The 22,928-nt window shown below is 40.0% G+C and carries 20 protein-coding genes; 17 read left to right on the top strand and 3 right to left on the bottom strand.

The features are described from left to right. Positions 1-4 precede the first annotated feature (4 nt). Together ABXG83_RS08495 and ABXG83_RS08490 are read right to left on the bottom strand one after the other, a co-directional pair. Entirely contained in the window at positions 5-856 is an 852-nt protein-coding gene (locus tag ABXG83_RS08495; RefSeq protein ID WP_353548425.1) for an arsenite methyltransferase, read from the bottom strand. 80 nt (positions 857-936) lie between these two features. Then, positions 937-1,272 (bottom strand): metalloregulator ArsR/SmtB family transcription factor, encoded by a 336-nt coding sequence (locus tag ABXG83_RS08490; protein ID WP_353548424.1) that lies wholly within the window; start codon positions 1,270-1,272, stop codon positions 937-939. Between the two features lie 364 nt (positions 1,273-1,636). Here ABXG83_RS08490 and ABXG83_RS08485 point away from each other — a divergent pair, with 364 nt between their 5' ends. The 7 genes from ABXG83_RS08485 (at position 1,637) to ABXG83_RS08455 (ending at position 7,667) form a co-directional block, all read left to right on the top strand. Then, positions 1,637-1,831, top strand: coding sequence for a hypothetical protein (locus ABXG83_RS08485; RefSeq protein ID WP_353548423.1), 195 nt, complete (start codon positions 1,637-1,639; stop codon positions 1,829-1,831). A gap of 76 nt (positions 1,832-1,907) precedes the next feature. Continuing rightward, positions 1,908-2,273 carry a PadR family transcriptional regulator gene (locus ABXG83_RS08480; protein ID WP_353548422.1) on the top strand — a complete coding sequence of 122 codons (366 nt, stop codon included), beginning with the start codon at positions 1,908-1,910 and terminating at the stop codon, positions 2,271-2,273. Between the two features lie 20 nt (positions 2,274-2,293). After that, positions 2,294-4,489, top strand: coding sequence for a PspC domain-containing protein (locus ABXG83_RS08475; RefSeq protein WP_353548421.1), 2,196 nt, complete (start codon positions 2,294-2,296; stop codon positions 4,487-4,489). 99 nt (positions 4,490-4,588) lie between these two features. After that, positions 4,589-4,975: a hypothetical protein gene (locus tag ABXG83_RS08470; RefSeq protein WP_353548420.1), complete on the top strand. Its 387-nt coding sequence runs from the start codon at positions 4,589-4,591 to the stop codon at positions 4,973-4,975. Between the two features lie 123 nt (positions 4,976-5,098). After that, complete coding sequence (locus ABXG83_RS08465; protein ID WP_353548419.1) at positions 5,099-5,926, top strand: hypothetical protein; 828 nt, start codon at positions 5,099-5,101, stop codon at positions 5,924-5,926. 146 nt (positions 5,927-6,072) lie between these two features. Further along, positions 6,073-7,158, top strand: coding sequence for a glycine cleavage system aminomethyltransferase GcvT (gcvT, locus tag ABXG83_RS08460; RefSeq protein ID WP_353548418.1), 1,086 nt, complete (start codon positions 6,073-6,075; stop codon positions 7,156-7,158). 107 nt (positions 7,159-7,265) lie between these two features. Beyond that, on the top strand, positions 7,266-7,667 hold the full coding sequence (locus ABXG83_RS08455; protein WP_353548417.1) for a septal ring lytic transglycosylase RlpA family protein: 402 nt from the start codon (positions 7,266-7,268) through the stop codon (positions 7,665-7,667). Here ABXG83_RS08455 and ABXG83_RS08450 read toward each other — a convergent pair. Beyond that, a complete protein-coding gene (locus tag ABXG83_RS08450) occupies positions 7,639-8,043 on the bottom strand; it encodes a DUF2116 family Zn-ribbon domain-containing protein (RefSeq protein WP_353548416.1) in 405 nt (134 codons plus the stop codon). The two genes, ABXG83_RS08455 and ABXG83_RS08450, sit on opposite strands and share 29 nt — an antisense overlap. A 262-nt stretch (positions 8,044-8,305) precedes the next feature. Here ABXG83_RS08450 and ssb point away from each other — a divergent pair, with 262 nt between their 5' ends. The 10 genes from ssb (at position 8,306) to argB (ending at position 22,927) form a co-directional block, all read left to right on the top strand. Next, the gene (gene ssb / locus ABXG83_RS08445; protein ID WP_353548415.1) at positions 8,306-8,644 is read left to right on the top strand and encodes a single-stranded DNA-binding protein; all 339 of its coding nucleotides are present in this window, start codon (positions 8,306-8,308) and stop codon (positions 8,642-8,644) included. A gap of 93 nt (positions 8,645-8,737) precedes the next feature. Then, on the top strand, positions 8,738-9,454 hold the full coding sequence (locus ABXG83_RS08440; protein ID WP_353548414.1) for a 2-phosphosulfolactate phosphatase: 717 nt from the start codon (positions 8,738-8,740) through the stop codon (positions 9,452-9,454). A gap of 313 nt (positions 9,455-9,767) precedes the next feature. Further along, complete coding sequence (locus ABXG83_RS08435; protein WP_353548413.1) at positions 9,768-13,538, top strand: DEAD/DEAH box helicase; 3,771 nt, start codon at positions 9,768-9,770, stop codon at positions 13,536-13,538. Between the two features lie 190 nt (positions 13,539-13,728). Then, complete coding sequence (locus tag ABXG83_RS08430; protein WP_353548412.1) at positions 13,729-16,578, top strand: TonB-dependent receptor family protein; 2,850 nt, start codon at positions 13,729-13,731, stop codon at positions 16,576-16,578. 378 nt (positions 16,579-16,956) lie between these two features. After that, positions 16,957-17,658, top strand: coding sequence for a GNAT family N-acetyltransferase (locus tag ABXG83_RS08425; RefSeq protein ID WP_353548411.1), 702 nt, complete (start codon positions 16,957-16,959; stop codon positions 17,656-17,658). A gap of 20 nt (positions 17,659-17,678) precedes the next feature. Beyond that, positions 17,679-18,902, top strand: a complete 1,224-nt coding sequence (gene argG, locus ABXG83_RS08420; protein WP_353548410.1) for an argininosuccinate synthase — start codon at positions 17,679-17,681, stop codon at positions 18,900-18,902. Continuing rightward, positions 18,899-19,900: an N-acetyl-gamma-glutamyl-phosphate reductase gene (argC, locus tag ABXG83_RS08415; RefSeq protein WP_353548409.1), complete on the top strand. Its 1,002-nt coding sequence runs from the start codon at positions 18,899-18,901 to the stop codon at positions 19,898-19,900. The genes argG and argC overlap by 4 nt, the downstream gene beginning before the upstream one ends. 17 nt (positions 19,901-19,917) lie before the next feature. Continuing rightward, positions 19,918-21,069 (top strand): aspartate aminotransferase family protein, encoded by a 1,152-nt coding sequence (locus tag ABXG83_RS08410; RefSeq protein WP_353548408.1) that lies wholly within the window; start codon positions 19,918-19,920, stop codon positions 21,067-21,069. 105 nt (positions 21,070-21,174) lie between these two features. Beyond that, on the top strand, positions 21,175-22,143 hold the full coding sequence (locus ABXG83_RS08405; protein WP_353548407.1) for an acetylornithine carbamoyltransferase: 969 nt from the start codon (positions 21,175-21,177) through the stop codon (positions 22,141-22,143). Position 22,144: 1 nt separating this feature from the next. Then, entirely contained in the window at positions 22,145-22,927 is a 783-nt protein-coding gene (argB, locus tag ABXG83_RS08400) for an acetylglutamate kinase (RefSeq protein WP_353548406.1), read from the top strand. Position 22,928: the final 1 nt, after the last annotated feature.

The following is a 22,928-nucleotide window of genomic DNA, read 5'->3' as shown; positions in this document are numbered from 1 at the left end:
TTAATTATGAACAACATCCTGGTGCACAGCAGGCTGCTGCTTCTTCAGTAGATGGTTTTTCAGCATACACCGTTATACTGTATATACCGGCACTGCTGTTTCTGAATGATTGAATTTCTTCCGCAGAAAAATAATTGCGAAGAATATCATCTGGTAATAGAATGCTTTTTTCTTTCTGTACCGTTACATTTTTAAAACCGGTCGCATGAATGAGTTCGAGGTATACTTCTTTTTGAATAGCACCTGATACACAACCTGCATACATTTCAGCAGCTTCTCTCAGTGTCGCAGGTAATTCACCTTCCAAAACAATATCAGAAATACTGAAATGTCCGCCAGGTTTTAGCACACGGTATACTTCTTTCAATACATTGAATTTGTTGGGAACGAGATTTAATACGCAGTTGCTCACAACCACATCCGCAACATTGGTAGATACAGGCATTTGCTCAATATCACCAAAGCGGAATTCCACATTGTTGAATCCGAGTTTCTCTGCATTGGTTCTAGCTTTTTCGATCATACGTTCAGTAAAATCAATGCCAATCACTTTGCCTGATTCACCGGTAATCGCACGTGCTACAAAGCAATCGTTTCCTGCGCCGCTTCCAAGATCGATAACGGTATCTCCTTTTTTGATCTTAGCGAATTCGGTTGGTAAACCACAGCCCAATCCCAGATCGGCATCCGGGTTGTATCCCTGCAAACGTGTGTAGTCGTCTGCCATAATATTATAGACTTCAGTACTGCAACCACCTGCACCACAACAGGAGGCGGCATTGTTCTCGCGCGACTGGTCAGCTATTTCACCATATTTTTCTTTTACCAGTGCTTTTAAAGCGGTTTCTGTTTGCATGTTCTTTGTTTTATGTGTTATGAATAGCTGTTCATGATCACTATTGTATGCGATCGATCGCCCGCACACAGTGATGATCATTAACAGCAGGATTTTGTGTGTTGATCTTTTAGTTTATCAAAAAGGCCTGTAAACTCTGCATTGAATTTTTCAAATGCTTTCCAATTGATACAATAACAACTGCGTGGACCATCTACAGAACCATTAATGAGCCCGGCTTCTTTTAATTCTTTTAAATGTTGTGAAACGGTAGATTGTGCCAATGGTAATACTTCAACGATCTCACCACAAATGCATTCATTCTTTTGCGCCAATACTTTCAATATGGCAATACGTGCAGGATGAGCTATGGCTTTTGCAAATGCTGCCAGGTCTTGTTCTTTCTTTGAAAACGCTTCTGTTTTAGGTGTTGCCATTTTTCTAATCGTTTTTATACGATAAAGCAAAGTAAGGGAAGTTTTTCTTTTATCGTATAAAAACGATAAATATTTTTTTGATCCTTTTCGTAGGCTGAGCCTCCAATCAGCGGAATACCGTTGTTCACAAAATAATGCCATTCATCCTTTTGAATTTCGTAATAAAAATTATAAATACTTGAAAATCAATAATTTAAGCTTAGCCTATTATTAAGTTCTGCCCATTACCTAAAAAAACTTGGTACTATGTGTTGCATAGTACCAAAAGTTTCCTCATCTTTGTGTTATGAAAGAAGGGAATCAGGGAAAAGCCCGGAAGGCCTTCAGAAAAAGAAAAATTAAAAACACTTATAAATATTAAGTCATGAAAACGCAAAACACATTCTTCTTACAACAACTGGGTCAGGAACAACTGAACAATCTGGTAAAAGAAGTAAAGGAAACTGTTGCAACCACTATGAACCTTCAGAACAACAAAACCGTTTTTGGCGCCGTTGATTACTACAAGTTACAGCGCAGCCGCAGAAACAGAATCGTAAGAAGACACTTGGTTGCTTAATTCAAATTCGAATCATTATTAATAACGATTGTTCCATTCCCCCCGAAAGGTTTAGGAACAAACAAAAACTCCGGCTATGGATATTCAGAACACACAAAGTCAGATGCGAAAGGGTGTATTGGAGTTTTGCATTTTATCCATCATCAGACAGGGTGAGGTTTACCCGAGTGATATCGTGGACCGAATGAAAGCTGCAAACCTGCACATCCTGGAGGGTACTTTATATCCCCTTCTGACACGTTTAAAAAACTCCGGCTTACTGACCTACCGTTGGGTGGAAAGTAACAGCGGACCACCCAGAAAATATTTCGTGATGACCGATAAAGGTTTAGAGTTCTACAATGAACTGGAAAGAACTTGGCAGGAACTGGCTGATGCAGTACATGCACTGACCATTACCCAAACCCAAACGGCCTCCGAAGAAAATCCAACCCAACCTTAACCAACAAAACTGAACAGAAAATGAAAAAGGTAATCAATATAAACTTTCAGGGCAGAGTGATTCCCATCGAGGAGTCTGCTTATGACATGCTGAAGCAGTATGTAGAAAGTTTGCGCAAATTCTTTGCCAACGAGGAGGGTCGTGATGAGATCATCAATGATATTGAAGGTCGTATAGCCGAACTTTTTGGCGATAGCCTGAAAAAAGGTGCTACCTGCATCACTGATGATACTGTAAATGAGATCATCAACAGCATGGGTAGACCTGAAGATTTTGAAGGCGAAGAAAGAAATGTACACGCTCAATTGGGTGGCGATGGCGCTCAGTCTGCCAATACCGGTAGCACTGCATCAGAATCATCTCCAAGAGGCAGACTGTATCGTGATGATAATGAAAAAATATTAGGTGGTGTCTGCGGTGGCTTGGCGAACTACCTCCGCATCGATCCAACTATTGTACGTCTGGTATTTGCCCTCATCACTTTCATGGGTGGCTCAGGTATCTTGTTGTACATCTTATTATGGATCATTCTTCCATCAAAACCATTGGATAATATCGTTTCTACCAAACGTTTGTATCGTAACCCGGAAGAAAAAGTAATTGCCGGTGTCGCTAGTGGTATCGCTTCTTATTTCGATATCGCTGTTTGGATCCCGCGTCTCATCTTCGCTTTCCCTTTGGTAGTCGGTATCTTCAGCTCTATTTTCAGAGGTGTATTCTGGATGGATGATGACTTCTTCCCAGGTATCGTATTCGGCTCATTCGGTGGAACCTTATTTGTAGTGTACGCTGTATTGTGGGCTGTTATCCCTGAAGCAAAAAGTGCCTCAGAAAAACTGGAAATGCGTGGTGAAAAAGTAGACCTTAACACCATTAAAAATACCATTCAAGAAGATCTGGAAGGATTTAAAAGTCGCGCTGAAAAGTGGGGTGGTGAATTCAAAGAAAAAGCAAGTCAGTTTGGACAAGAATTTGGTCAGACTGTAGGACAAAAAAGTCAGCAGTTCAATGCAGAAACAGGCTCAGCGCTGAAAAGAGGGGGTAGAAGATTAGGTGGTATCATTGCCATCCTGTTCAAAGCATTCTTCTTATTCATTGCAGGTATACTTGCCTTTGCGTTACTGGTAACCGTTTTAGCCTTGATGTTTGCAGGTGTTGGTGTATTCCCGCTGAAGAATTTCTTCCTCGAAGGTTTCGGACAAAACTTCCTGGCATGGGCAACACTCTTATTATTCCTGGGTGTTCCGGTAGTAGCATTCATCACTTGGTTGATCCGTCGTATCATGGGTGTGAAATCTGGTAGCCGTTATCTCGGATTTACATTTGGTGGTCTTTGGTTCATCGGTCTGATCTGCGGTAGTATACTCGTGTATTCGATCGCTACCAACTTCGATGCGAGAGCAAGAGAAAAGCAGGACTTCACAATCCAGCAACCTACCACCGGTAAACTGATCATCAAAGTACCCGATACCAAAGTAAAAGTATATGGTCGTTGGTTTAGAATGGATGGTATCGTGAGCATGAACGATGATAGTCTTTTCCTGAATAATGTGAGAGTACGTATCGTAAAAAGCCAGGATTCAGCTTATCATATCTCTGCTTTCAAATACAGCAGTGGTAAAGATGAAGGAACTGCATTGAGCAATATCAAAGAGATCTCTTACGGTATCAATCAATCAGACAGTACCATTTGGTTAGATCGAGGGTTCTCACTGAAAAAAGGTACACGCTTCCGTAATCAAGGAGTACAAGTAACTGTTCAGGTTCCTGTAGGAAAAAGAATATTGATTGATAGAAATGTTTCCAGAAGATTGAACTGGTTCAGCCTGGGTTCTAGTCACGATTGGGATTGGGAAGAAGAGTGGAACAATGATTATGAAAGCTGGAGTTCTGATGTAGAATATATCATGACACCTGGCGGATTGGAAAGAGTAGACAAAGAGGAGAATAATGATCGTAATCGTTTGAATGATAATGAAGACAGATCTCAAACCATTGAGCAATACAAGAAAAGTAAAGAAGAGCTGCAGAAAGAATATGAGCGCAAGCAGAAAGAGGCAGAAGAACTGAAAAAAGAATTAGAAAAACCTATTGATACCACACGCTATCGTTACAAAAAAGAAACTGTACAAAACAGTACTGTAACAGAGAACAGATCAGAACAGCAGTTGCCTATTGAGGCTTCCCGCTTAATGATGATGCAAATGGTATACTAAAGACGGTTGAAGTTGGGAAAAATAAGAACCTCGTCTTGTTCTCATGATGAGGTTCTTCCCTTCTCTTAAAAAATCCGCTTAACCCTTAAAACTTCCAATATGAAAATGAAATATGTAGTAGCTATCTGCATCTTCATTATGTTGCTCTCCGGTTGTATTCATTATGAAACAGATCGTGTACGCAAAGGCCGTGTTTCTGTTACTGTTAAGGAATCAGACCATCAGTTCAGATTGGATGCAAAATTCAAACGCTCTCAAACCGATGCTGTAGCACAGATCATTCAAGAAGAGTTGGGTGGCTCTTCTTACGATACAGAGAATCATCGATCTTCTACCTTTACCATCCGTGATGATGATAAATTATATGTAAGACTTCGTAAAGGTCGTCTTAGAATACGCTTCGATAAAGATCAGAATGATGAAATGGCTTACGAACGTGTGAAAAGACTTGCAGATCATATAAAGGTCTCTTTGACTTCCCAATAAGCTTCGCGCTCACTTTTTTTACTGCACATAGATGATCCACCCACTTGCAACCGCAAATTAACCGATGGTTAATAAGGTATGGCATTCGTATGTCATTCATTATAACCATCACAAATCATCTTTATGAAAAAAATATTGTTGAGATCCATTTTTGTGATCGTATTGCTGCTGGCCATCATTTACCTAATGTCATGGAAGTCGCCTAAATACTATATTCCAACAACATCTTATCATGCGGCAGACTCCATTGTTCCTTTTGAAAAATATACAGGCGAGCATGCTCGACCATTTATCATCAAGCAAAAAAGAGCATTGATCTTTGGCGCAACACATACCAAAGATCCCAATGACCCACAGATACCTCAAATGGAAGAACTGTGGGGAGAGTTTCATCCCACCATTGCATTGGTAGAAGGTAGGCTTGGATTTCTGTTACCCTTATTCATGAATCCGGTGAAACAATTGGGAGAAGGTGGATGGGTAAAATCCCTGGCTCATAAAGATGGCGTGAAGATCATGAACTGGGATTTATCTAAAGAAGCATTGGCCGATTCATTGCAACATTATTTTTCCAAAGAACAGATCGCATTACAACAAATTCTAAATCCCTATTTCGGAAATCTTCGTTTTGGCAAACCTGATTCTCCTGAAAGCTTTATCAAAGAGTACCTCAAGCGGGCATCACATGTCGGACTTCAAGACAGTATCCGATCGGTAGATGATGTTGATCGTCTATGGAAAAAATATTTCCCTGCCGGTCCCGATTGGCGCAACACTTCTGATGAATATGCTTTACCGGGTTATTTGGCGCAAATGATGGCGACTTCCAATGATATCCGTAACAGACAACTGGTAACGATTGTAAAAGAATTGACCGGAAAAGGAGAGCGGGTGTTTTTGATCTGTGGCTCCAGCCATGCCTATTGTGTAGCAACAGCATTCCAGAATTAGGGTCGTATAAAATAATCGCGAAAACCGGATTGCCCTTTTGTCGGGACTCATTGAAGTCTTTACAAAAGGGCAGTTCTGTTATGGGTAAAACAAATGTATTTCCCATCCTCCTTTCTCTTATTTTTGCGCCACGATAAACGATTGATATGAAAAATACACCCTTCACACAAAAACACATTGCACTCGGTGCTAAAATGGCTGAGTTCGCAGGTTACAATATGCCCATCAGTTATTCAGGTATCAATGATGAGCATGCTACAGTTCGTAACAATGCAGGTGTATTTGACGTGAGCCATATGGGTGAATTCATCCTGAAAGGAGACAAAGCACTGGATCTCATTCAACGTGTTACCTCCAATGATGCTTCTAAGCTCACCAACGGAAAAGCACAGTACAGCTGTTTGCCCAATGAGCAAGGTGGTATCGTAGATGATCTGATCGTATACTGTATCGAAGAGAACAAAGTATACATGCTGGTCGTAAATGCATCGAATATTGAAAAAGACTGGAACTGGATCAGTAAGTTCAATACCGAGAATGTAGAGATGCACAATATCAGTGACAAGACTTGCTTGTTGGCCATTCAAGGTCCCAATGCAACTAAGATCTTGCAACCACTGACGGATATGGATATCATGAACCTGAAATACTACACTTTCACAAAAGGGAAGTTTGCAGGTGTAGACAATGTTCTGGTTAGTGCAACAGGTTATACCGGAGCAGGTGGTGTTGAGATCTACTTTGAAGATGTAGACGGCGCCGCAGATAAAATCTGGGACGCGATTTTTGCTGCGGGAGGCCCTCAGGGTATGAAGCCTATTGGTTTGGGAGCCCGTGATACACTTCGTTTAGAGATGGGTTATTGTTTATATGGTAATGATATTGATGATACAACATCTCCATTGGAAGGAGGATTAGGATGGATTACGAAGTTCACCAAAGACTTTACAGCCAGGGCTATTTTGGAAAAACAAAAAGCAGAAGGCGTAACACGTAAACTTGTAGGATTTGAGATGATCGAAAGAGGGATTCCTCGTCACGATTATTTGATCAAAGATGCTTCGGGAAATACGATCGGAAAAGTTACTTCAGGAACACAGGCCCCATCGCTGAACAAAGCCATTGGATTAGGTTATGTAAATACCGCATTCACAGCAACAGATACAGAGATCTTTATTGAGATCCGTAATACTCCCGTAAAAGCAAAAATTGTAAAATTTCCATTTGCTTAAATAGATCATTGATATATATCGAAGCCGTAACCAAGTGTTACGGCTTTTTTATGGTATCATTTGATGATGTTTGGCACTGATTTTATGATTTGTATGTAGCTTTAAAAATGTTTTCCCGCAAAACAAAATATCTATTGTTATGGCTGCTGATGGTTATTGCCTGTAAACCCAGACAGCATGTAGCACCTTCCATGCCCGATATTGGTTCTTTGGGAAATGAGGTTGGACATGCGGTCATGATTCCGGCAATACTACATGGACTCACAACCGCAAGCGGTGAGAAATATGATTCTACACGTTATACCGGAGCCCATAAAACTTTGCCATTTGGTACCAAAGTGTTGGTGACACATACACTGAATGGTAAGAGTGTAACAGTTAAGATCATTGACCGGGGTCTGGTTGGGAGTGGACAAGTGATCGCACTTAGTAAAGCGGCAGTTCAAAAATTAGATACCACAAAAGTTATCACCCTACCGGTCAGGATCCGCTATCAGGAAAAGCAATAGCAGTATCCTTCACCTTCGAGAGCTTACAGATCTCTAATTGCTGCTCTGATACTAAATGATATGCATGATCATAACAGCAATAATAGGTAGTTCCTTCTTTGCTGATAGCGGTATGGGTGAAATAATTGAAATGAAATCCTTGGTGATACAATAACTCTTTTGCCACCATCTCTGTCTCCTTGCTACCTGCTACATAAGAAGCAAGAATACGTCTGTTTTTCAATAATAAGTGGTTCACTTTTTTTACAAACCCCTTTTCATGGATGTATCGCTTATTATTGAATACACTTCTACAGTTATCATCACAAAATTTCTTGTCTGTTCTTCCGCGTAAGGAATGGCCGCAGGTCAGACAATGTTTTGTATTGACAGACATAAGCATCGGTTTATGCCATGAAAATATTGGCAATTGATGATGATCTCTGATTCAGGTTTAAAAACAGGTATTTGTACAAGCGTTGTAAGAGTATTTATACGCAATCATACTTCATGATGGGTGGTTACATCAGCTCTCACAAAGTGTATGAAATATAAGCGAGTATAAACGGAAATAAACGGATAAACTCCGTGTATAAATTTTTATCAGTAAGATATTCGTTTTGAAATAGTGCTTAGACTCTTTCATAAAAATATCGGATATGAATATGATCAAAAACAAGGTTCAGCTGATCGGACATTTAGGTCAGACACCTGAAATAAAAAAAATAGAAGGTGGGAAAAAATTAGCCAGTATGAGTTTGGCCACAAAGGAAAATTATAAAGATGCCAATGGTGAGAAAATAACCGATACCCAATGGCATCAGGTGGTAGCATGGGGCAAGATGGCAGACTTTGCCGAAAAATACCTCGTTAAAGGAATTCAAGTGGCGGTAGACGGAAAACTTGTTAATCGACAGTATGTTGATAAAACAGGTGTAAAACGATCCGTCACAGAAATACATGTGCATGAGCTCTTGATAATTACACCCAAAAAGTAGTAGCCTTTTCTTTCTGAGCGGCCGGCTTTTCTAGGCTGGCCTTTTCCATACTTCACTGCTTTCTGTTTGGTGTATATTTGCAGCCTTATGAGCATGAAGCCGACCTTATACACGATTCTTTCTCCAAGATTATTGGATATATATGATGTGTCAGATAGCATTGTAGTGATCATTGATGTTTTTCGGGCTACTTCAACCATAGCAACTGCTTTGTACAATGGTGCAAAAAGAGTGATACCTGTTGATGCAGTAGATAAATGTATTGCTATTGGAAAAGAAACCGGAGGCATCACAGCCGGTGAAAGAGATGGTAAAGTAATTCCCGGTCTCGCACATGGTAATTCTCCAGCTGAATATCCTCGTTCGTTCATTGAAGGTCAAACATTGGTCCTTACAACGACGAATGGAACCAAATTGCTTCACATGGCATTGAATAGTGGAGCCGCTGAAGTGATCACTGGCTCTTTCCCCAATATCTCAGCTGTTTGTGATTACCTCATTGCACAAAAAAAGAATGTGATCTTAGGTTGTTCTGCGTGGAAAGACCGTTTTAATTTGGAAGATGCAATATTTGCAGGTGCTGTGATCCATCGTGTACAGGAACATTTTACGATTCATTGTGATAGTAGTCTAATGGCTTCCGATATGTACGGTCTCCACCAGCACGATATGCAACAATTCATTCGCAGAACCACTCACTGGCACAGACTCGCTTCTTACGGATTGGAAAAAGATCTGGAATACTGCGTAACTCCCGATGTCGCCAATGTTCTGCCGATCTACCGGAATGGGGATTTGGTTTGCGGTTAGTTGGTTGATGGTTTATAGTCCATAGTCCATGGTCGATAGTCCATGGTCGATGGCAAAACCATTACTTAGTAGATTACCATCATCAATACTTCCTACCATGGTCTATGGACCATTAGCTATGACCTATTGGCTATAAGCTAACCTTAACAAACATTTCATCCACATTCTTTGTATTTCTTTTCATTTACTGGATTGCTTTCCTTTACTTTTGCAAATTGCCCTCTTCGGAGCGGCATTCATTGCTAAACAGGTAAACGGAATGTAGTAATGCCTATTGCAGCTCTTCTGTTTGCACTAATTGTTGATTGATTGTATGGCACTTCCGTATCTGGTTAAACATATCTATAACAGCGGCACAGAAGAAGTGATCCGCCGAGGTAAGAAAATCCATGCGCTGGGAAATGTGGAGCTGGTAGAATATGATGAACTCATGGCCAATATTGTTTTCCGTGTGAAAGATGATGGCTATGCAACTTTTTACAAAGTACATATCAATCAATTCAAAGATCCCAAGACGCTTTCACTGCGTTGTAGCTGCCCTTATAATCTTTCTGAAGTTTGCAGACATAAAGCCGGCGCACTATTTCACTTACAAGATCTTTTAGATCGTAACCAACTGGGTGAAAAAGAAACCAGCTACGATCAAAAGCATACAGTAGTAAAAATGAAGCAACTCGATCTTAAACTGATCAAGATGCTTTCTTCGCAAGAAAGTTTTGAAAAAGCTGAAAACTATCTAAGAAGCAATCGTTCCAATATTCTGGAAGCAAAAGATGAGCGAGTACTTGCTGATCTTGAATATGAAGGGGAATCATTTCGCATCCTTCTTCAAAAGAATGAAGAGCGAAACTTTGATACCAGCTGTACTTGCTCTTCCGATCAAGAACATCCGCTATGTGTACATAAAGACATAGTTCTTTTACAGTTATTACATAATTATGGTCCGGGTTATTTTGATTCTATTCGTAACTGGGATAAAGAGAAAAATAAATTGCTTGCCCTGTATGGTTATTCATTGAATGATGACCTGAAAGGGAAATTTGAATTCACTTATACTGATGGTAAGCCTTTCTTAAGAGTACTGGATGCCAGTATCAAAAGGGTTTCACTGAATCCCAATACAGATTTGAAGCCTAAGAGAGAAGAAGAGCAACCCCCGGCAACAACCACAATTGTTCAGGAACCTGAAGAGCAAGAAAAAGAGTGTCTGAAGCTTGGTCTGGTACTTACTTTCAATGAACAGCAATATCCGTATGTTCAATTTGAAGGGGTTCAGGGAGAAGTGGATGAACAAAGAACACAATACACAGGTAAGGTCACTAAGCTTGATCTCAACCGATTTATCAATACAGAAGTATTTGATGAAGAGGATAAAGGATTATTACAGCAACTGCGTAAACTGATGCCTTCAGAAGTAAGTCGCTACCTCGATCGTAATTCTCCTTTTAGTGGTATCTGGGAAAATATCATCCAACAACATGATGATGAACTTCCGGAAGAAACCCGTCATTTGATCAATGAATACCTCCACCCTAAAGTAAAAAAATTATTCTCCGAGCTCAGTAGTAGTCATTTTGTTTTCAGTTTGCCTGAAAAGAAACCCTTCACTACAGCTAATCTTGTAAAGGCAGAATTCGTCACTGATTTTATCAGTCCTGAATTTGAAGTGACCTATCAAAAAGGAAAATATGAGATAGACTGTCGGGTGAAACTTCCCCTGGCAGATTTGAATATCTCAGAAAATGAAAGCAGTTCAGCGCTTTTGTTTCAATACCATCAACAGTTTTTTACCTGGAAACGAACGGAAGATATTTTGATACTGGAGAAGTTTCTGCCTTCAGGCAAAATGATCATTCCTGCTGAAGACTGGTCAGCTCAGCTTCAACAATTTATACTGCCGCTTTCCAAAGAATACAATGTTCATTTTGGGAATGTGCAGAAAGAAGAAGTGAAGGATGTAAAGCCTGAAGTAAAAGTATTATTGAAGGAGAAAGGAGAATACCTGTTATTCCAGCCAATATTCAATTATCGTGGTTATGATGTGCGCAGTTCTGATAAAGAAAAGATCATCATGCCGGTGGCAGATAAACTATTGGTGATCCAAAGAAATCTTGAAGCCGAAAAAGAATTCATTCAAAAAATAGAGTCTTTACACTCTCATTTTATCAGACCTGCAGAGGGCGATGTATTAGCATTGAAAGGTGCAGAGGTATTACGCAATAATTGGTTTTTCCTCTTTGTAGATGCAGTAAAGGAAATGAATATTCCTGTGTATGGATTTGAAGCTTTGAAAAATTTCAGATTCAATACTGCAAAACCTTCTACCAAGATCTATATCAGTAGTAATACTGACTGGTTTGATGCCAAGATCGAAATCAATTTCGGAGATCAGAAAGTAACAGTAGATGAAGTAAAGAAAGCATTGAGTAATAAGCAGCAATTTGTACAATTGGGTGATGGTACTTTGGGTATTTTACCGGAAGAGTGGATCAAGAAATATTCATTGCTGTTTAGGGTTGGAGAAGGTAAGTCAGGTTCGATGAAGCTCAGTAAATACCATTTTAGTGTGGTAGAAGAGTTGTACATGCAGCGTGATGAAGAAGAATTGTTTTTTCAGTTAGAAGAAAAGTATGACAGGCTCAAAGAAAATCACTCGATCAAAGAAATTCCTGCACCAGCACATCTTCGTTCCATATTACGTCCTTATCAGGAAAGCGGGTTTCAATGGTTGAACTACTTGCGAGAAGTACAATGGGGTGGTATACTGGCTGATGATATGGGTTTGGGTAAAACCATTCAAGCACTGAGTTTCCTGCATCATCTCAAAGAAGAAAACGGATCCCTGAAGGCATTGGTGGTTTGTCCGACAACATTGATGTTCAACTGGCAGAATGAGATCGGCAAGTTTACGCCTACAATCAAATTCTATGTACATCATGGCGCACAAAGAACACGCGATAGTCTAGCCGCCACCGATGCGGATGTGATCATCACAACCTATGGTACCTTACGCAGTGATATCAAACAATTTGTTGAAGTAGCATTTGATTATGTAGTGTTGGATGAAAGTCAGGCCATTAAAAATCCATCCAGTAAAGTAACCAAGGCGGCTAGTCTCATAAAAGCAAAAAACAGACTTTGTTTAAGTGGTACACCGCTTCAGAATAATACGTTCGATATCTATGCACAAATGAATTTCCTGAATCCGGGAATGCTGGGAAGTGTTGAGTTTTTTAAACAGGAATTTTCGATCCCGATTGATAAGTTCGGTGAAAAGGAGCAGAAGGAACACTTGCGCAAACTCTTATTCCCATTCATTCTCAGAAGAACAAAAGAACAAGTGGCCAAAGATCTTCCCGAAAAACAAGAGATGGTATTGTTCTGCGAAATGGGTGATGAGCAGCGTCGGATCTATGATGCTTTCAGGAATGATTATCGTGATAAGATTTTGGGAGTAGTAGACAATCAGGGTATCCAGAAATCACAGCTTACCATTTTACAGGGCTTAATGAAGCTCAGACAGATCTGTGATAGTCCGGCGATCATCAAAGACGAAGAGAAATTCCCGAATGTATCTGTAAAACTGGAAGAATTAGGGCGTGAGATCACCGAAAATATCGGTAATCACAAAGCATTGATCTTCTCACAATTCCTTGGTATGCTGGCGTTGATCAAAGAAAAGATGAAGGAATTAGGGGTCGATTATGAATATTTTGATGGCAGTAGTACGGTCAATGAACGCGAGAGAGCCATTCAGCGTTTTCAGAATGATGATGCTTGTCGGGTATTCCTTATCTCACTGAAAGCGGGAGGTGTTGGTTTGAATTTAACAGCAGCTGATTATGTATACATTGTAGATCCATGGTGGAATCCGGCGGTTGAACAACAAGCGATCGACAGAACGCATCGCATCGGCCAAACCAAAAATATCTTTGCTTACAGAATGATCTGTACTGATACAGTGGAAGACAAGATACTCAAACTACAGGACCGCAAACGAAGTTTAGCCCGTGAATTGATCACTGATGATGAAGGTTTTGTGAAGAACCTGACCCGTGAAGATGTGGAGTACCTGTTTAGCTAACGGTTGTTTGTCAAGCGTTTACGTATAGATGATCGATCGTCCCCATTAACCGAGCGACCTATCTTCGATTGTCTTTCACCGATTTTAACAGGAGGCTTCCCAACCATCCTGTTAGCTTTCCGTTAATCTTTTTGCATATCAGCCAGTCTAATATCAAAGCATAGCTTTATACCATATAATAACCTTGAGAATGACCAAAATTTTAACTGCCATCACCTGTTTGTTTTTTGCATTCAATGTGCAGGCTCAAACCAGTGCTACCCTTAAGGGGAAACTAGTGGATTCGGTAGGAAAACAATCACTGAAAGACGCATCCATCTCTATTTTAGACGCTAAAGATTCAACTCTAGATGTTTTTGGACTTACCAAAGCTGATGGTAGTTTCTTAATCAGCAATATCACTTTTGGTGAAATGATCGTGGATATCAAATTCCAGGGTTATGAACCCATTTCTAAAAAGATCGTTTTCTCTAAGACCAATAGCATGGTCGATCTTGGAAATATCTATATGACCATTGCAGCTACAGATCTGGGTAATGTTACAGTAACTCAATCTGCTGTAAGGATGAAAAATGATACAGTTGAGTTCAGTGCTTCTGCATTTAAGACCAAACCGAATGCGGTTGCAGAAGATTTATTGAAAAAAGTACCGGGTATTCAAGTCGATAAAAATGGTAACATCACTGCACAAGGTGAGCAGGTACAGCGAATATTAGTAGACGGAAAAAGATTCTTTGGTGATGACCCAAGAATGGCAACGCGAAATCTGCCTCCGGATGTGATCGATAAGATTCAGGTATTTGATCAGGCAAGTGACCAAAGTGCATTTACCGGATTTGATGATGGTAACAGAGTGAAGACGATCAATATCACGACACGCAAAGACAGACGTAAAGGATATTTCGGCCGAGGTACTTTAGGTTTTGGTGCAAATGCTGATGAAGGATTGTATGATAATAGTTTTAGTCTCAGTCGTTTTAATGGGGATAGACAAATCACATTTACCGGGCAAGCCAACAATGTCAATAAACAAAACTTCTCAGTACAGGATATGTTGGGCTCATTAGGCGGAGGTAATTTCACCGGTGGCGGTGGTGGCGGCGGACGCGGGGGTGTTCAGGCTTTCACCGGTAGCGGCGGTGGTGGTGGATTGGTGAATACATGGGCAGGGGGTATTAACTACCGAGATACCTGGAGCCCAAAGACACAATTCTCAGGCAGTTATTTTTATAATGATCAAAAAACTTACCGTGATCAGAAAAGTTTGGTTCAGAATCTAATCCCTGGTGCACCTGACTCTTCGATATTCAATGATCAGAACAATTCTTCTAAAACCTATAATACAAATCATAGGATCAACTTCAATATCGAACATCAATTCGATTCTTCTAATTCTCTTATCATTAGACCCAATATCAGTTTCCAGGATACATGGTCTCAGACATTGCAACAAACCTCTTCAACAAGAGGTAAGTTCACTTCCCTGAACAGTTCTGATGCAAGATCTATTCGTAAAAATGATGGATACAATGGTAGTGTGGAAGCTACTTTCCGACATCGTTTCCCTAAAAGAGGCCGTACTTATTCAATCGGTATCAATGCCGGTGGTAGTGCCAATGATGGAACAGGATCTAACTATTCACTGAATCAATTCAATCCTCCAGGCAGACCGGCATATATTGATACGATTGACCAGATATACAGTACGAACAGAGATACCAGAAATTTCAGTGGTACGCTTTCTTATACTGAACCGATTGCCAAGAATCAACAGTTGGAGTTCAATTACAATTACTCCTACAATAAAAATAATTCCGGTCGAGAAACGATGGACTATGATGCAAGTAGTGGTAAATACGAGATACCGGTGACTAATTTGACCAATACTTTTGAAAATACATTCAGCTCAAACAGATTCACCATGAATTATCGTTTGCAGAATGCGAAATACAATTTTAGTATCGGATCAGGCGTACAGGTAGGTGAGTTGATGAGTAATAATATAACCAAGAACACATCCATCAAACAGAATTTTGTAAACCTTTTTCCTTCTGCGAACTTCAGATATGAATTTTCGAAGACAAAGAGCTTACGCTTATTCTATAACGGACGTACGTCACAGCCTACAGCAGAGCAATTACAACCTGTAGCAGATAATAGTAACCCGCTGAATATCAGAACAGGTAATCCGAATTTGAAACAGCAGTTCACGCACAGTTTTAGATTCTTGTACAACTCATTTGATGTGTTCACACAGAAATTGGTTTTTGCTACGATCAACGCCAGCTTCATTCAAAATGATATTCAAAATTCAACGGTATTCCAGCCTAATGGAGCACAGCTGACCATGCCTGTGAACTTAAGTGGCACATACAGGATCAATGGTTTCTTCAATTATAGTTTTCCTTTAAAGAAACCAAAGAGTACCCTTAACTTAAGAGCTACTATAGTGAGAGATCAATCACAAACATTGATCAATAACGCAAGCAACTATACGCGTAATACAACTTTGGGCGGTGAAGTAGGTTGGACCACCAATCTGAAAGAAGGATTTGATATGAACTTCTCTTCCAATTCTTCATTCAATATGGCGCGATACACTTTGCAGCCTCAGCAGAATGGTGATTTCTTTACACAAACAGTTTCAACAGAAGCAACAGCCTACTCAAAAAGTGGTTGGGTGTTCTCACTTGATTTTGATTATATCTACAATGGCGGTAGAGCGCAAGGATTCAATACCAGTATTCCTTTGCTCAATGCAAGCATCTCTAAACAAATGCTGAAGAATAAAGCAGGGGAGTTGAAATTCTATATGTTTGATCTATTGAATCAGAATGTTAGTATTGCCAGAAATATTACGGGTAATACCATTCAAGATGTTTCAACAAGAGTGTTGACTCGTTATTTTATGGTTAGCTTCACCTACAACCTGCGTCGTTTTGGTGGTAATCAGCAACAACAACAAAGAGGTCCGATGAATATGATGATGCCGGGTGGTAACAGACAAATGCAGATGATGAGAGGTGGTGGTGGATTTTAATCCGTGATCTTTTCAATCGTAAATAGCCGTCATATGAAATGACGGCTATTTTTATGCTTACACTTGTTAGCATAGATTTAATATCCCGTTCGAAAAATTTTTTGACCGATATCCCGCAAACTAATATACTTTTACACCCCGAAAGTAAATTATTATCCATCAAGTGAAGCAGATACTCTCACAATATTTATTTCTCCTGTTGAATACCCGTATTCAGGTATTCTCTATGGAAGCTGCTTTCAACTTTTTGCCGAGACCCCGACGTGGTTGCTGATAGGACGAGCAACTGGCACTTGCCCCTATCAGTGAAAAATCCCCCGGAATCAATCATCTGACAGATAGCTGTCATCCTCTTTACGTTATTTAATTTATTATAAGTTGGAACAAAATATCATTGTTCGTGTAGCCAATGGTGGCGACACGCAGTATGCGCAAACCATTACGGATGAAATGGAATCATCTGCAAAAGCACGTGGTACCGGTATTGCCAAGCGGAGTCCTGATTATGTGGCTCGTAAGATGGAAGAAGGTAAAGCTGTGATCGCTTTACTTCCTGATGGCACCTGGGTTGGCTTTTGTTATATTGAAGCTTGGGGACATGATGCATTCGTGGCCAATAGTGGCTTAATCGTTTCACCACCCTTTCGAAAAAGTGGTGTGGCAAAACTGATCAAACAGACCATCTTTAACTTATCACGCGAAAAATATCCAACCTCTAAAATATTCGGTCTTACTACCGGACTCGCAGTCATGAAGATCAATAGTGACTTGGGTTATGAGCCGGTTACTTATAGTGAGTTAACAGATGATGAAGAATTCTGGGCAGGATGCAAAAGCTGTATCAATTATGAGATATTGATGAGCAAGGATAGAAAGAATTGTTTTTGTACAGCAATGCTCTATGATCCTGCAGATCATTATGAACCGGAAGAAACTTCGACTGACTTTAAAAAGAAATCAAAACTATATGAACGTTTCATGAAAGTGAAACAGCATAAGTTATTACGTGTTTTCAGAAAAAAGGAAAACGGTGGTACTCCAAAACCGAAATCATTTTTTCATCATTTTTTTAATTTTTAATATTCTAAGCAAGCAATCATATGAATCAACTTCCTACAAATCTTCCCGCTGGTACAAAAGTGGTCTTGGGCTTTAGTGGTGGACTGGACACTTCCTTTTGTGTTAAATACCTGACTGAAGAGAAAGGTTTTGAAGTACACAGCGTGATCGTAAATACGGGTGGTTTTTCAAAAGAAGAATTACAGCAAGTGGAGGCACATGCCTACAACTTAGGTGTAAAAACACACACGACTGTTGATGCTGTAAAAAGTTATTACGATAGTATCATTCGTTTCCTCATTTATGGAAATGTATTAAAAAACAACACTTACCCATTGAGCGTAAGTGCTGAAAGACTGAGCCAGGCATTACATATAGCCGAACATGCAAAAAAAATGAATGCTAAAGCGGTAGTGCATGGCAGTACAGGAGCAGGAAATGATCAGGTGAGATTTGATATGATCTTTCATATCATGATCCCCGATACAGAGATCATCACGCCGATCAGAGATATGAAACTGAGTAGAGAAGAAGAGATCAGTTATCTGAAGTCGAAAGGAGTAGCGATGAATTTTGAAAAAGCAGCGTATTCCATTAACAAAGGGCTGTGGGGAACCAGTGTTGGAGGAAAAGAAACATTACATTCAAAAGGGATGTTGCCGGAAGAAGCTTGGCCTACACAAGTTTCCAAATCTCAGCCTGAAGAAGTAAAACTTGGATTTGTAAAGGGTGAACTTACTCGTATCAATGATCAGCAGTTCTCACATCCAACAGATGCCATTCAATACCTACAATCTATAGCCGGTTCTTTTGGAATTGGCAGAGATATTCATGTGGGTGATACCATCATTGGTATCAAAGGGCGTGTAGGTTTTGAAGCAGCAGCGCCAATGGTCATACTTAAAGCACACCATGCTTTGGAGAAACATGTACTTACCAAATGGCAGCTGAACTGGAAAGATCAACTGGCTCAGTTTTATGGAAACTGGTTACATGAAGGACAGATCCTCGATCCTGTAATGAGAGATATTGAAGCTTTCCTGACCCAATCTCAAGAGCATGTGACAGGGGAGGTTTTCGTGCAGTTAATGCCGTATCGTTTTGCAGTCATTGGTATTGAATCTTCCTTTGATCTGATGAGCAGCAAATTCGGGAAGTATGGTGAAATGAACAGCGGATGGACAGGAGATGATGTGAGAGGATTCTCTAAAATCTTCGGCAATCAGACAGCTATTTATCACAATATTAAAGCTGATAATAAATGAGTCAGATACATGCAGCGATCATAGGTGGTGCAGGATATACAGGTGGCGAAATGATTCGTTTACTGCTTCGTCATCCTAAAGTGAAATTGCAAAGTGTACACAGTTCTAGCAATGCAGGAAAACCCTTGTATACTGTTCATAAAGATCTGCTTGGAGAAACAGAACTGATATTTTCCGAACAGCCATTCACTGATATTGATGTTTTATTTTTATGTGTAGGACACGGAGATGCTAAAAAATTTCTGGAACAACATCTCATTCCTGATGCTGTAAAGATCATTGATCTTTCACAAGATTTTAGATTGCCTTCAGGATCTGCTTTTGGGAACAAATATTTTGTTTACGGGTTACCGGAGCTCAATCGCGAACAGATCAAAACAGCACAACATATTGCAAACCCAGGTTGCTTTGCAACAGCTATTCAACTTGCATTGTTGCCACTTGCACAAGCAGGTATATTGAGTGATGTGTATACAACCGGTATCACAGGTTCTACTGGTGCAGGTCAATCTTTGAGTAATACTTCTCATTTTAGTTGGAGAGCGAATAATATACAAGCCTATAAATCTTTGAATCATCAGCATATCAAAGAGATCACGGCATCGATCAATCAACTGCAAAAGGATTCTCCTTTGTCTGATGTAGGAGAAGGTCCGGGTATTCATTTTGTTCCTTGGCGTGGTGATTTTGCAAGAGGTATTTATACCAGCTCTACTATTGATTGCAGTTTTCCGTTGGAAGAAGTGAATCGAATCTATAAAGATTATTATAATGGTCATGCATTCACTTTTTTGAGCGAATCAATGATCGATCTGAAACAGGTAGTGAATACGAATAAATGCCTGTTGCACATAGAGAAACAGGGGAACAAACTGATCATTCATAGTGCCATCGATAATCTGTTGAAAGGAGCGAGCGGACAAGCTGTTCAAAATATGAATCTCATGTTTGGACTTGATGAAAAAACAGGGTTGGATTTGAAAGCCAATTATTTCTAATTAACTAACGGATCTGTATGAAACTTTTTGATGTATATCCTTTGAACAATATTACCATAGCCCGTGCATCCGGTTCTTATGTATGGGATGACCAGGGCACTCAATACCTTGATATGTATGGTGGTCATGCGGTAATAAGTATTGGTCATACACATCCGCATTGGGTGAAAAGAATTGAAGATCAATTGGAGAAAATTGCATTTTATTCCAATTCGGTCATCATACCCTTACAGCATCAACTCGCAGAAAAGCTTGCAAAGCTTAGCGGTAAAACCGACTATGAACTGTTTTTGTGTAACAGTGGTGCTGAAGCAAATGAAAATGCATTAAAACTGGCCTCTTTTCATACCGGAAGAAAGAAGATCATTGCTTTTAAGAAATCTTTTCATGGAAGAACATCTCTGGCGGTGGCAGCGACTGACAATCCAGCGATCGTTGCACCGGTGAATGAAACAGAAAATATTGTATTTCTTCCTTTCAATGATGTTGATTCACTTCAAAAATATTTTGATCTGCATGGTGAATCCACTGCAGCTGTAATAACGGAAGGAATACAGGGAGTAGGAGGGATCAATGTCGCTTCTGATCTTTTTTTGCAAACCATAAGAAAACTGTGTGATCAATACGGATCAGTATTCATAGCAGATAGTGTACAGTGTGGTTATGGTAGAACAGGAAAATTCTTTGCGCATGATCATGCAGGGATACAGGCAGATATTTATTCGATGGCTAAAGGCATGGGTAATGGTTTTCCAATCGGAGGTATTCTGATCGCACCGCATATACGCCCAAAACATGGTATGCTTGGAACTACTTTTGGGGGTAATCACCTGGCCTGCGCTGCCGCATTATCTGTATTGGAAGTAATGGAGCAAGAGGAGCTGATTCAAAAAGCAGCGGTGAATGGGGAGTATATGATACAAGCATTGAAAGCCATTCCAGAGATCCAAAATGTAAGAGGACGTGGATGGATGATCGGATTTGATGTTCCTGACAACATTAAAGATTTGAAGAAAGTATTATTGAGTGAATTCAAAATATTCACTGGAGAAGCAAAACCGAATGTGATCAGGCTCTTACCTTCTTTGGCCTTACAGAAAGAACAAATCGATGAATTTTTAGCATCATTAAAAACTGCCATAACAACTTTAAATAAAAGCTCTGTGTAAACGCTCCATTCTCTTGTTCTCTGCAGTAACTACTTACCGCAGAAAATAAAAGAATAAAGAGAAGATCGCAGAGTGTATTATAGAACTTCAACCCTTAACTCAGCCATGAAACAATTTATTTCAGTAAATGATGTGCCGGATATCAATGCACTTATTGCAAAAGCAGTGGCATGCAAAAAAGATCCGTTGAAGTATCAAGACCTTGGTGCAGGGAAACGTATTGGATTACTTTTTCTGAATCCTAGCCTGAGAACTCGCTTGAGCACACAAGTAGCTGCAAGAAATCTTGGAATGGAGGCGATTGTTTTCAATGTGGATAAAGAAGGCTGGGCATTGGAGTTTGAAGAAGGTGCGATCATGAGCGGTAATACAGTAGAACATGTGAAAGATGCTGCGCCTGTTCTCGGACAATATTTTGATATTCTTTGTATCCGAACATTTCCATCTTTGAAAAATAGAGAGGATGACTATAGTGAAATGTTCATTCATCAGTTCATTAAGTACGCAGGTGTTCCGGTGGTAAGTTTGGAAAGCGCCACATTACATCCATTACAATCCCTGACCGATCTGTTAACGATCACTGAAGAACTGCAATTCAAGAAAATGACTCGTCGCCCTAAAATCGTTCTTACTTGGGCACCACATATAAAACCACTTCCTCAATGCGTAGCTAATAGTTTTGCGCAGTGGATGAATGCTTGGGGAGAAGCTGATTTTGTGATCACACATCCACAGGATTATGAGCTATCTACTGAATTCACAAAAGGAGCTGTTATCACTCACGATCAGGATGCTGCTTTAGCGGACGCAGATTTTGTTTATGTTAAGAATTGGAGTACTTATACTGATTACGGAAAAGTATATGAAAATGATCCTGCATGGATGTTGACAGAAGAAAAACTTAAAAATACACATGCAGCAAAAGTCATGCATTGCTTGCCGGTCAGAAGAAATGTGGAACTTAGTGATGAGATATTGGATAGCCCTCATAGTCTGGTAACCAAACAGGCTGGTAACCGTGTTTGGGCAGCACAGGCAGTGTTACAAGATATTCTAACACATCAATATTCATAAATTGGAGCAACTGTTTATCATAAAGATCGGAGGTAATATCATCGATGATGAAAATCGATTGACATCTTTCTTACAGCAATTTGCTGCCCTTAAGGGGAATAAAATATTGATACATGGAGGTGGTAAACTCGCAACCAAACTGGCAGAACAGATGGGTATTCAACAACAGATGGTCGATGGACGTCGGATCACAGATGGAGAAACCTTGAAAATCGTAACGATGGTGTATGCAGGATACATCAATAAAAATATAGTAGCCAAATTGCAATCCCTAGGTGAAAATGCCATAGGACTTACCGGTGCAGATGCTAATTTGATCATGGCTCATCAAAGAAAACATGCCTCTATCGACTACGGCTTTGTTGGTGATATTGATGCGGTAAGCTCAGCAACGATCACTCATATGCTTCAGCAAAATCTCTCACTTGTAGTTGCACCGATCACTCATGATGGCAAAGGACAACTATTCAATACCAATGCTGATACGATCGCACAGGAATTGGCGAAGGCAATGAGTCATGCCTATGAGACCACATTGATCTATTCATTTGAAAAGAAAGGAGTACTGAAGGATATCAATGATGAAAACAATGTGATACCGGTGATTGATACGGATCTCTATCGGCAGTTAAAAGAATCAAATATCATATTTGCCGGTATGATACCTAAATTAGATAATGCTTTTGCTGCGGTGAACGCTGGGGTTAAAAAAGTGATCATCGGACAAGCTGAAATGTTACAATCCCTTGTTGAGGGAGTAGAAGGAACCTCTATTCAGGCATAAT

Origin of the sequence: Sediminibacterium sp. KACHI17, assembly GCF_040362915.1 — a bacterium.
Classification (GTDB): Bacteria; Bacteroidota; Bacteroidia; order Chitinophagales; family Chitinophagaceae; genus Sediminibacterium.
The sequence above is the reverse complement of the archived record's forward strand: the minus strand, read 5'-3'. Positions and strand labels throughout refer to the sequence as shown.

Bases quoted from the DNA above. Each gene is read 5' to 3' on its own strand.
- ABXG83_RS08475 (WP_353548421.1), top strand. From the start codon at position 2,294: ATGAAAAAGGTAATCAATATAAACTTTCAGGGCAGAGTGATTCCCATC.
- ABXG83_RS08405 (WP_353548407.1), top strand. From the start codon at position 21,175: ATGAAACAATTTATTTCAGTAAATGATGTGCCGGATATCAATGCACTT.
- ABXG83_RS08465 (WP_353548419.1), top strand. From the start codon at position 5,099: ATGAAAAAAATATTGTTGAGATCCATTTTTGTGATCGTATTGCTGCTG.
- ABXG83_RS08410 (WP_353548408.1), top strand. From the start codon at position 19,918: ATGAAACTTTTTGATGTATATCCTTTGAACAATATTACCATAGCCCGT.
- argC (WP_353548409.1), top strand. From the start codon at position 18,899: ATGAGTCAGATACATGCAGCGATCATAGGTGGTGCAGGATATACAGGT.
- argG (WP_353548410.1), top strand. From the start codon at position 17,679: ATGAATCAACTTCCTACAAATCTTCCCGCTGGTACAAAAGTGGTCTTG.
- ABXG83_RS08435 (WP_353548413.1), top strand. From the start codon at position 9,768: ATGGCACTTCCGTATCTGGTTAAACATATCTATAACAGCGGCACAGAA.
- ABXG83_RS08440 (WP_353548414.1), top strand. From the start codon at position 8,738: ATGAAGCCGACCTTATACACGATTCTTTCTCCAAGATTATTGGATATA.
- ABXG83_RS08485 (WP_353548423.1), top strand. From the start codon at position 1,637: ATGAAAACGCAAAACACATTCTTCTTACAACAACTGGGTCAGGAACAA.
- ABXG83_RS08470 (WP_353548420.1), top strand. From the start codon at position 4,589: ATGAAAATGAAATATGTAGTAGCTATCTGCATCTTCATTATGTTGCTC.
- ABXG83_RS08450 (WP_353548416.1), bottom strand. From the start codon at position 8,043: ATGTCTGTCAATACAAAACATTGTCTGACCTGCGGCCATTCCTTACGC.
- ABXG83_RS08430 (WP_353548412.1), top strand. From the start codon at position 13,729: ATGACCAAAATTTTAACTGCCATCACCTGTTTGTTTTTTGCATTCAAT.
- ABXG83_RS08455 (WP_353548417.1), top strand. From the start codon at position 7,266: ATGTTTTCCCGCAAAACAAAATATCTATTGTTATGGCTGCTGATGGTT.
- ABXG83_RS08480 (WP_353548422.1), top strand. From the start codon at position 1,908: ATGGATATTCAGAACACACAAAGTCAGATGCGAAAGGGTGTATTGGAG.
- ABXG83_RS08495 (WP_353548425.1), bottom strand. From the start codon at position 856: ATGCAAACAGAAACCGCTTTAAAAGCACTGGTAAAAGAAAAATATGGT.
- ABXG83_RS08490 (WP_353548424.1), bottom strand. From the start codon at position 1,272: ATGGCAACACCTAAAACAGAAGCGTTTTCAAAGAAAGAACAAGACCTG.
- ssb (WP_353548415.1), top strand. From the start codon at position 8,306: ATGAATATGATCAAAAACAAGGTTCAGCTGATCGGACATTTAGGTCAG.
- gcvT (WP_353548418.1), top strand. From the start codon at position 6,073: ATGAAAAATACACCCTTCACACAAAAACACATTGCACTCGGTGCTAAA.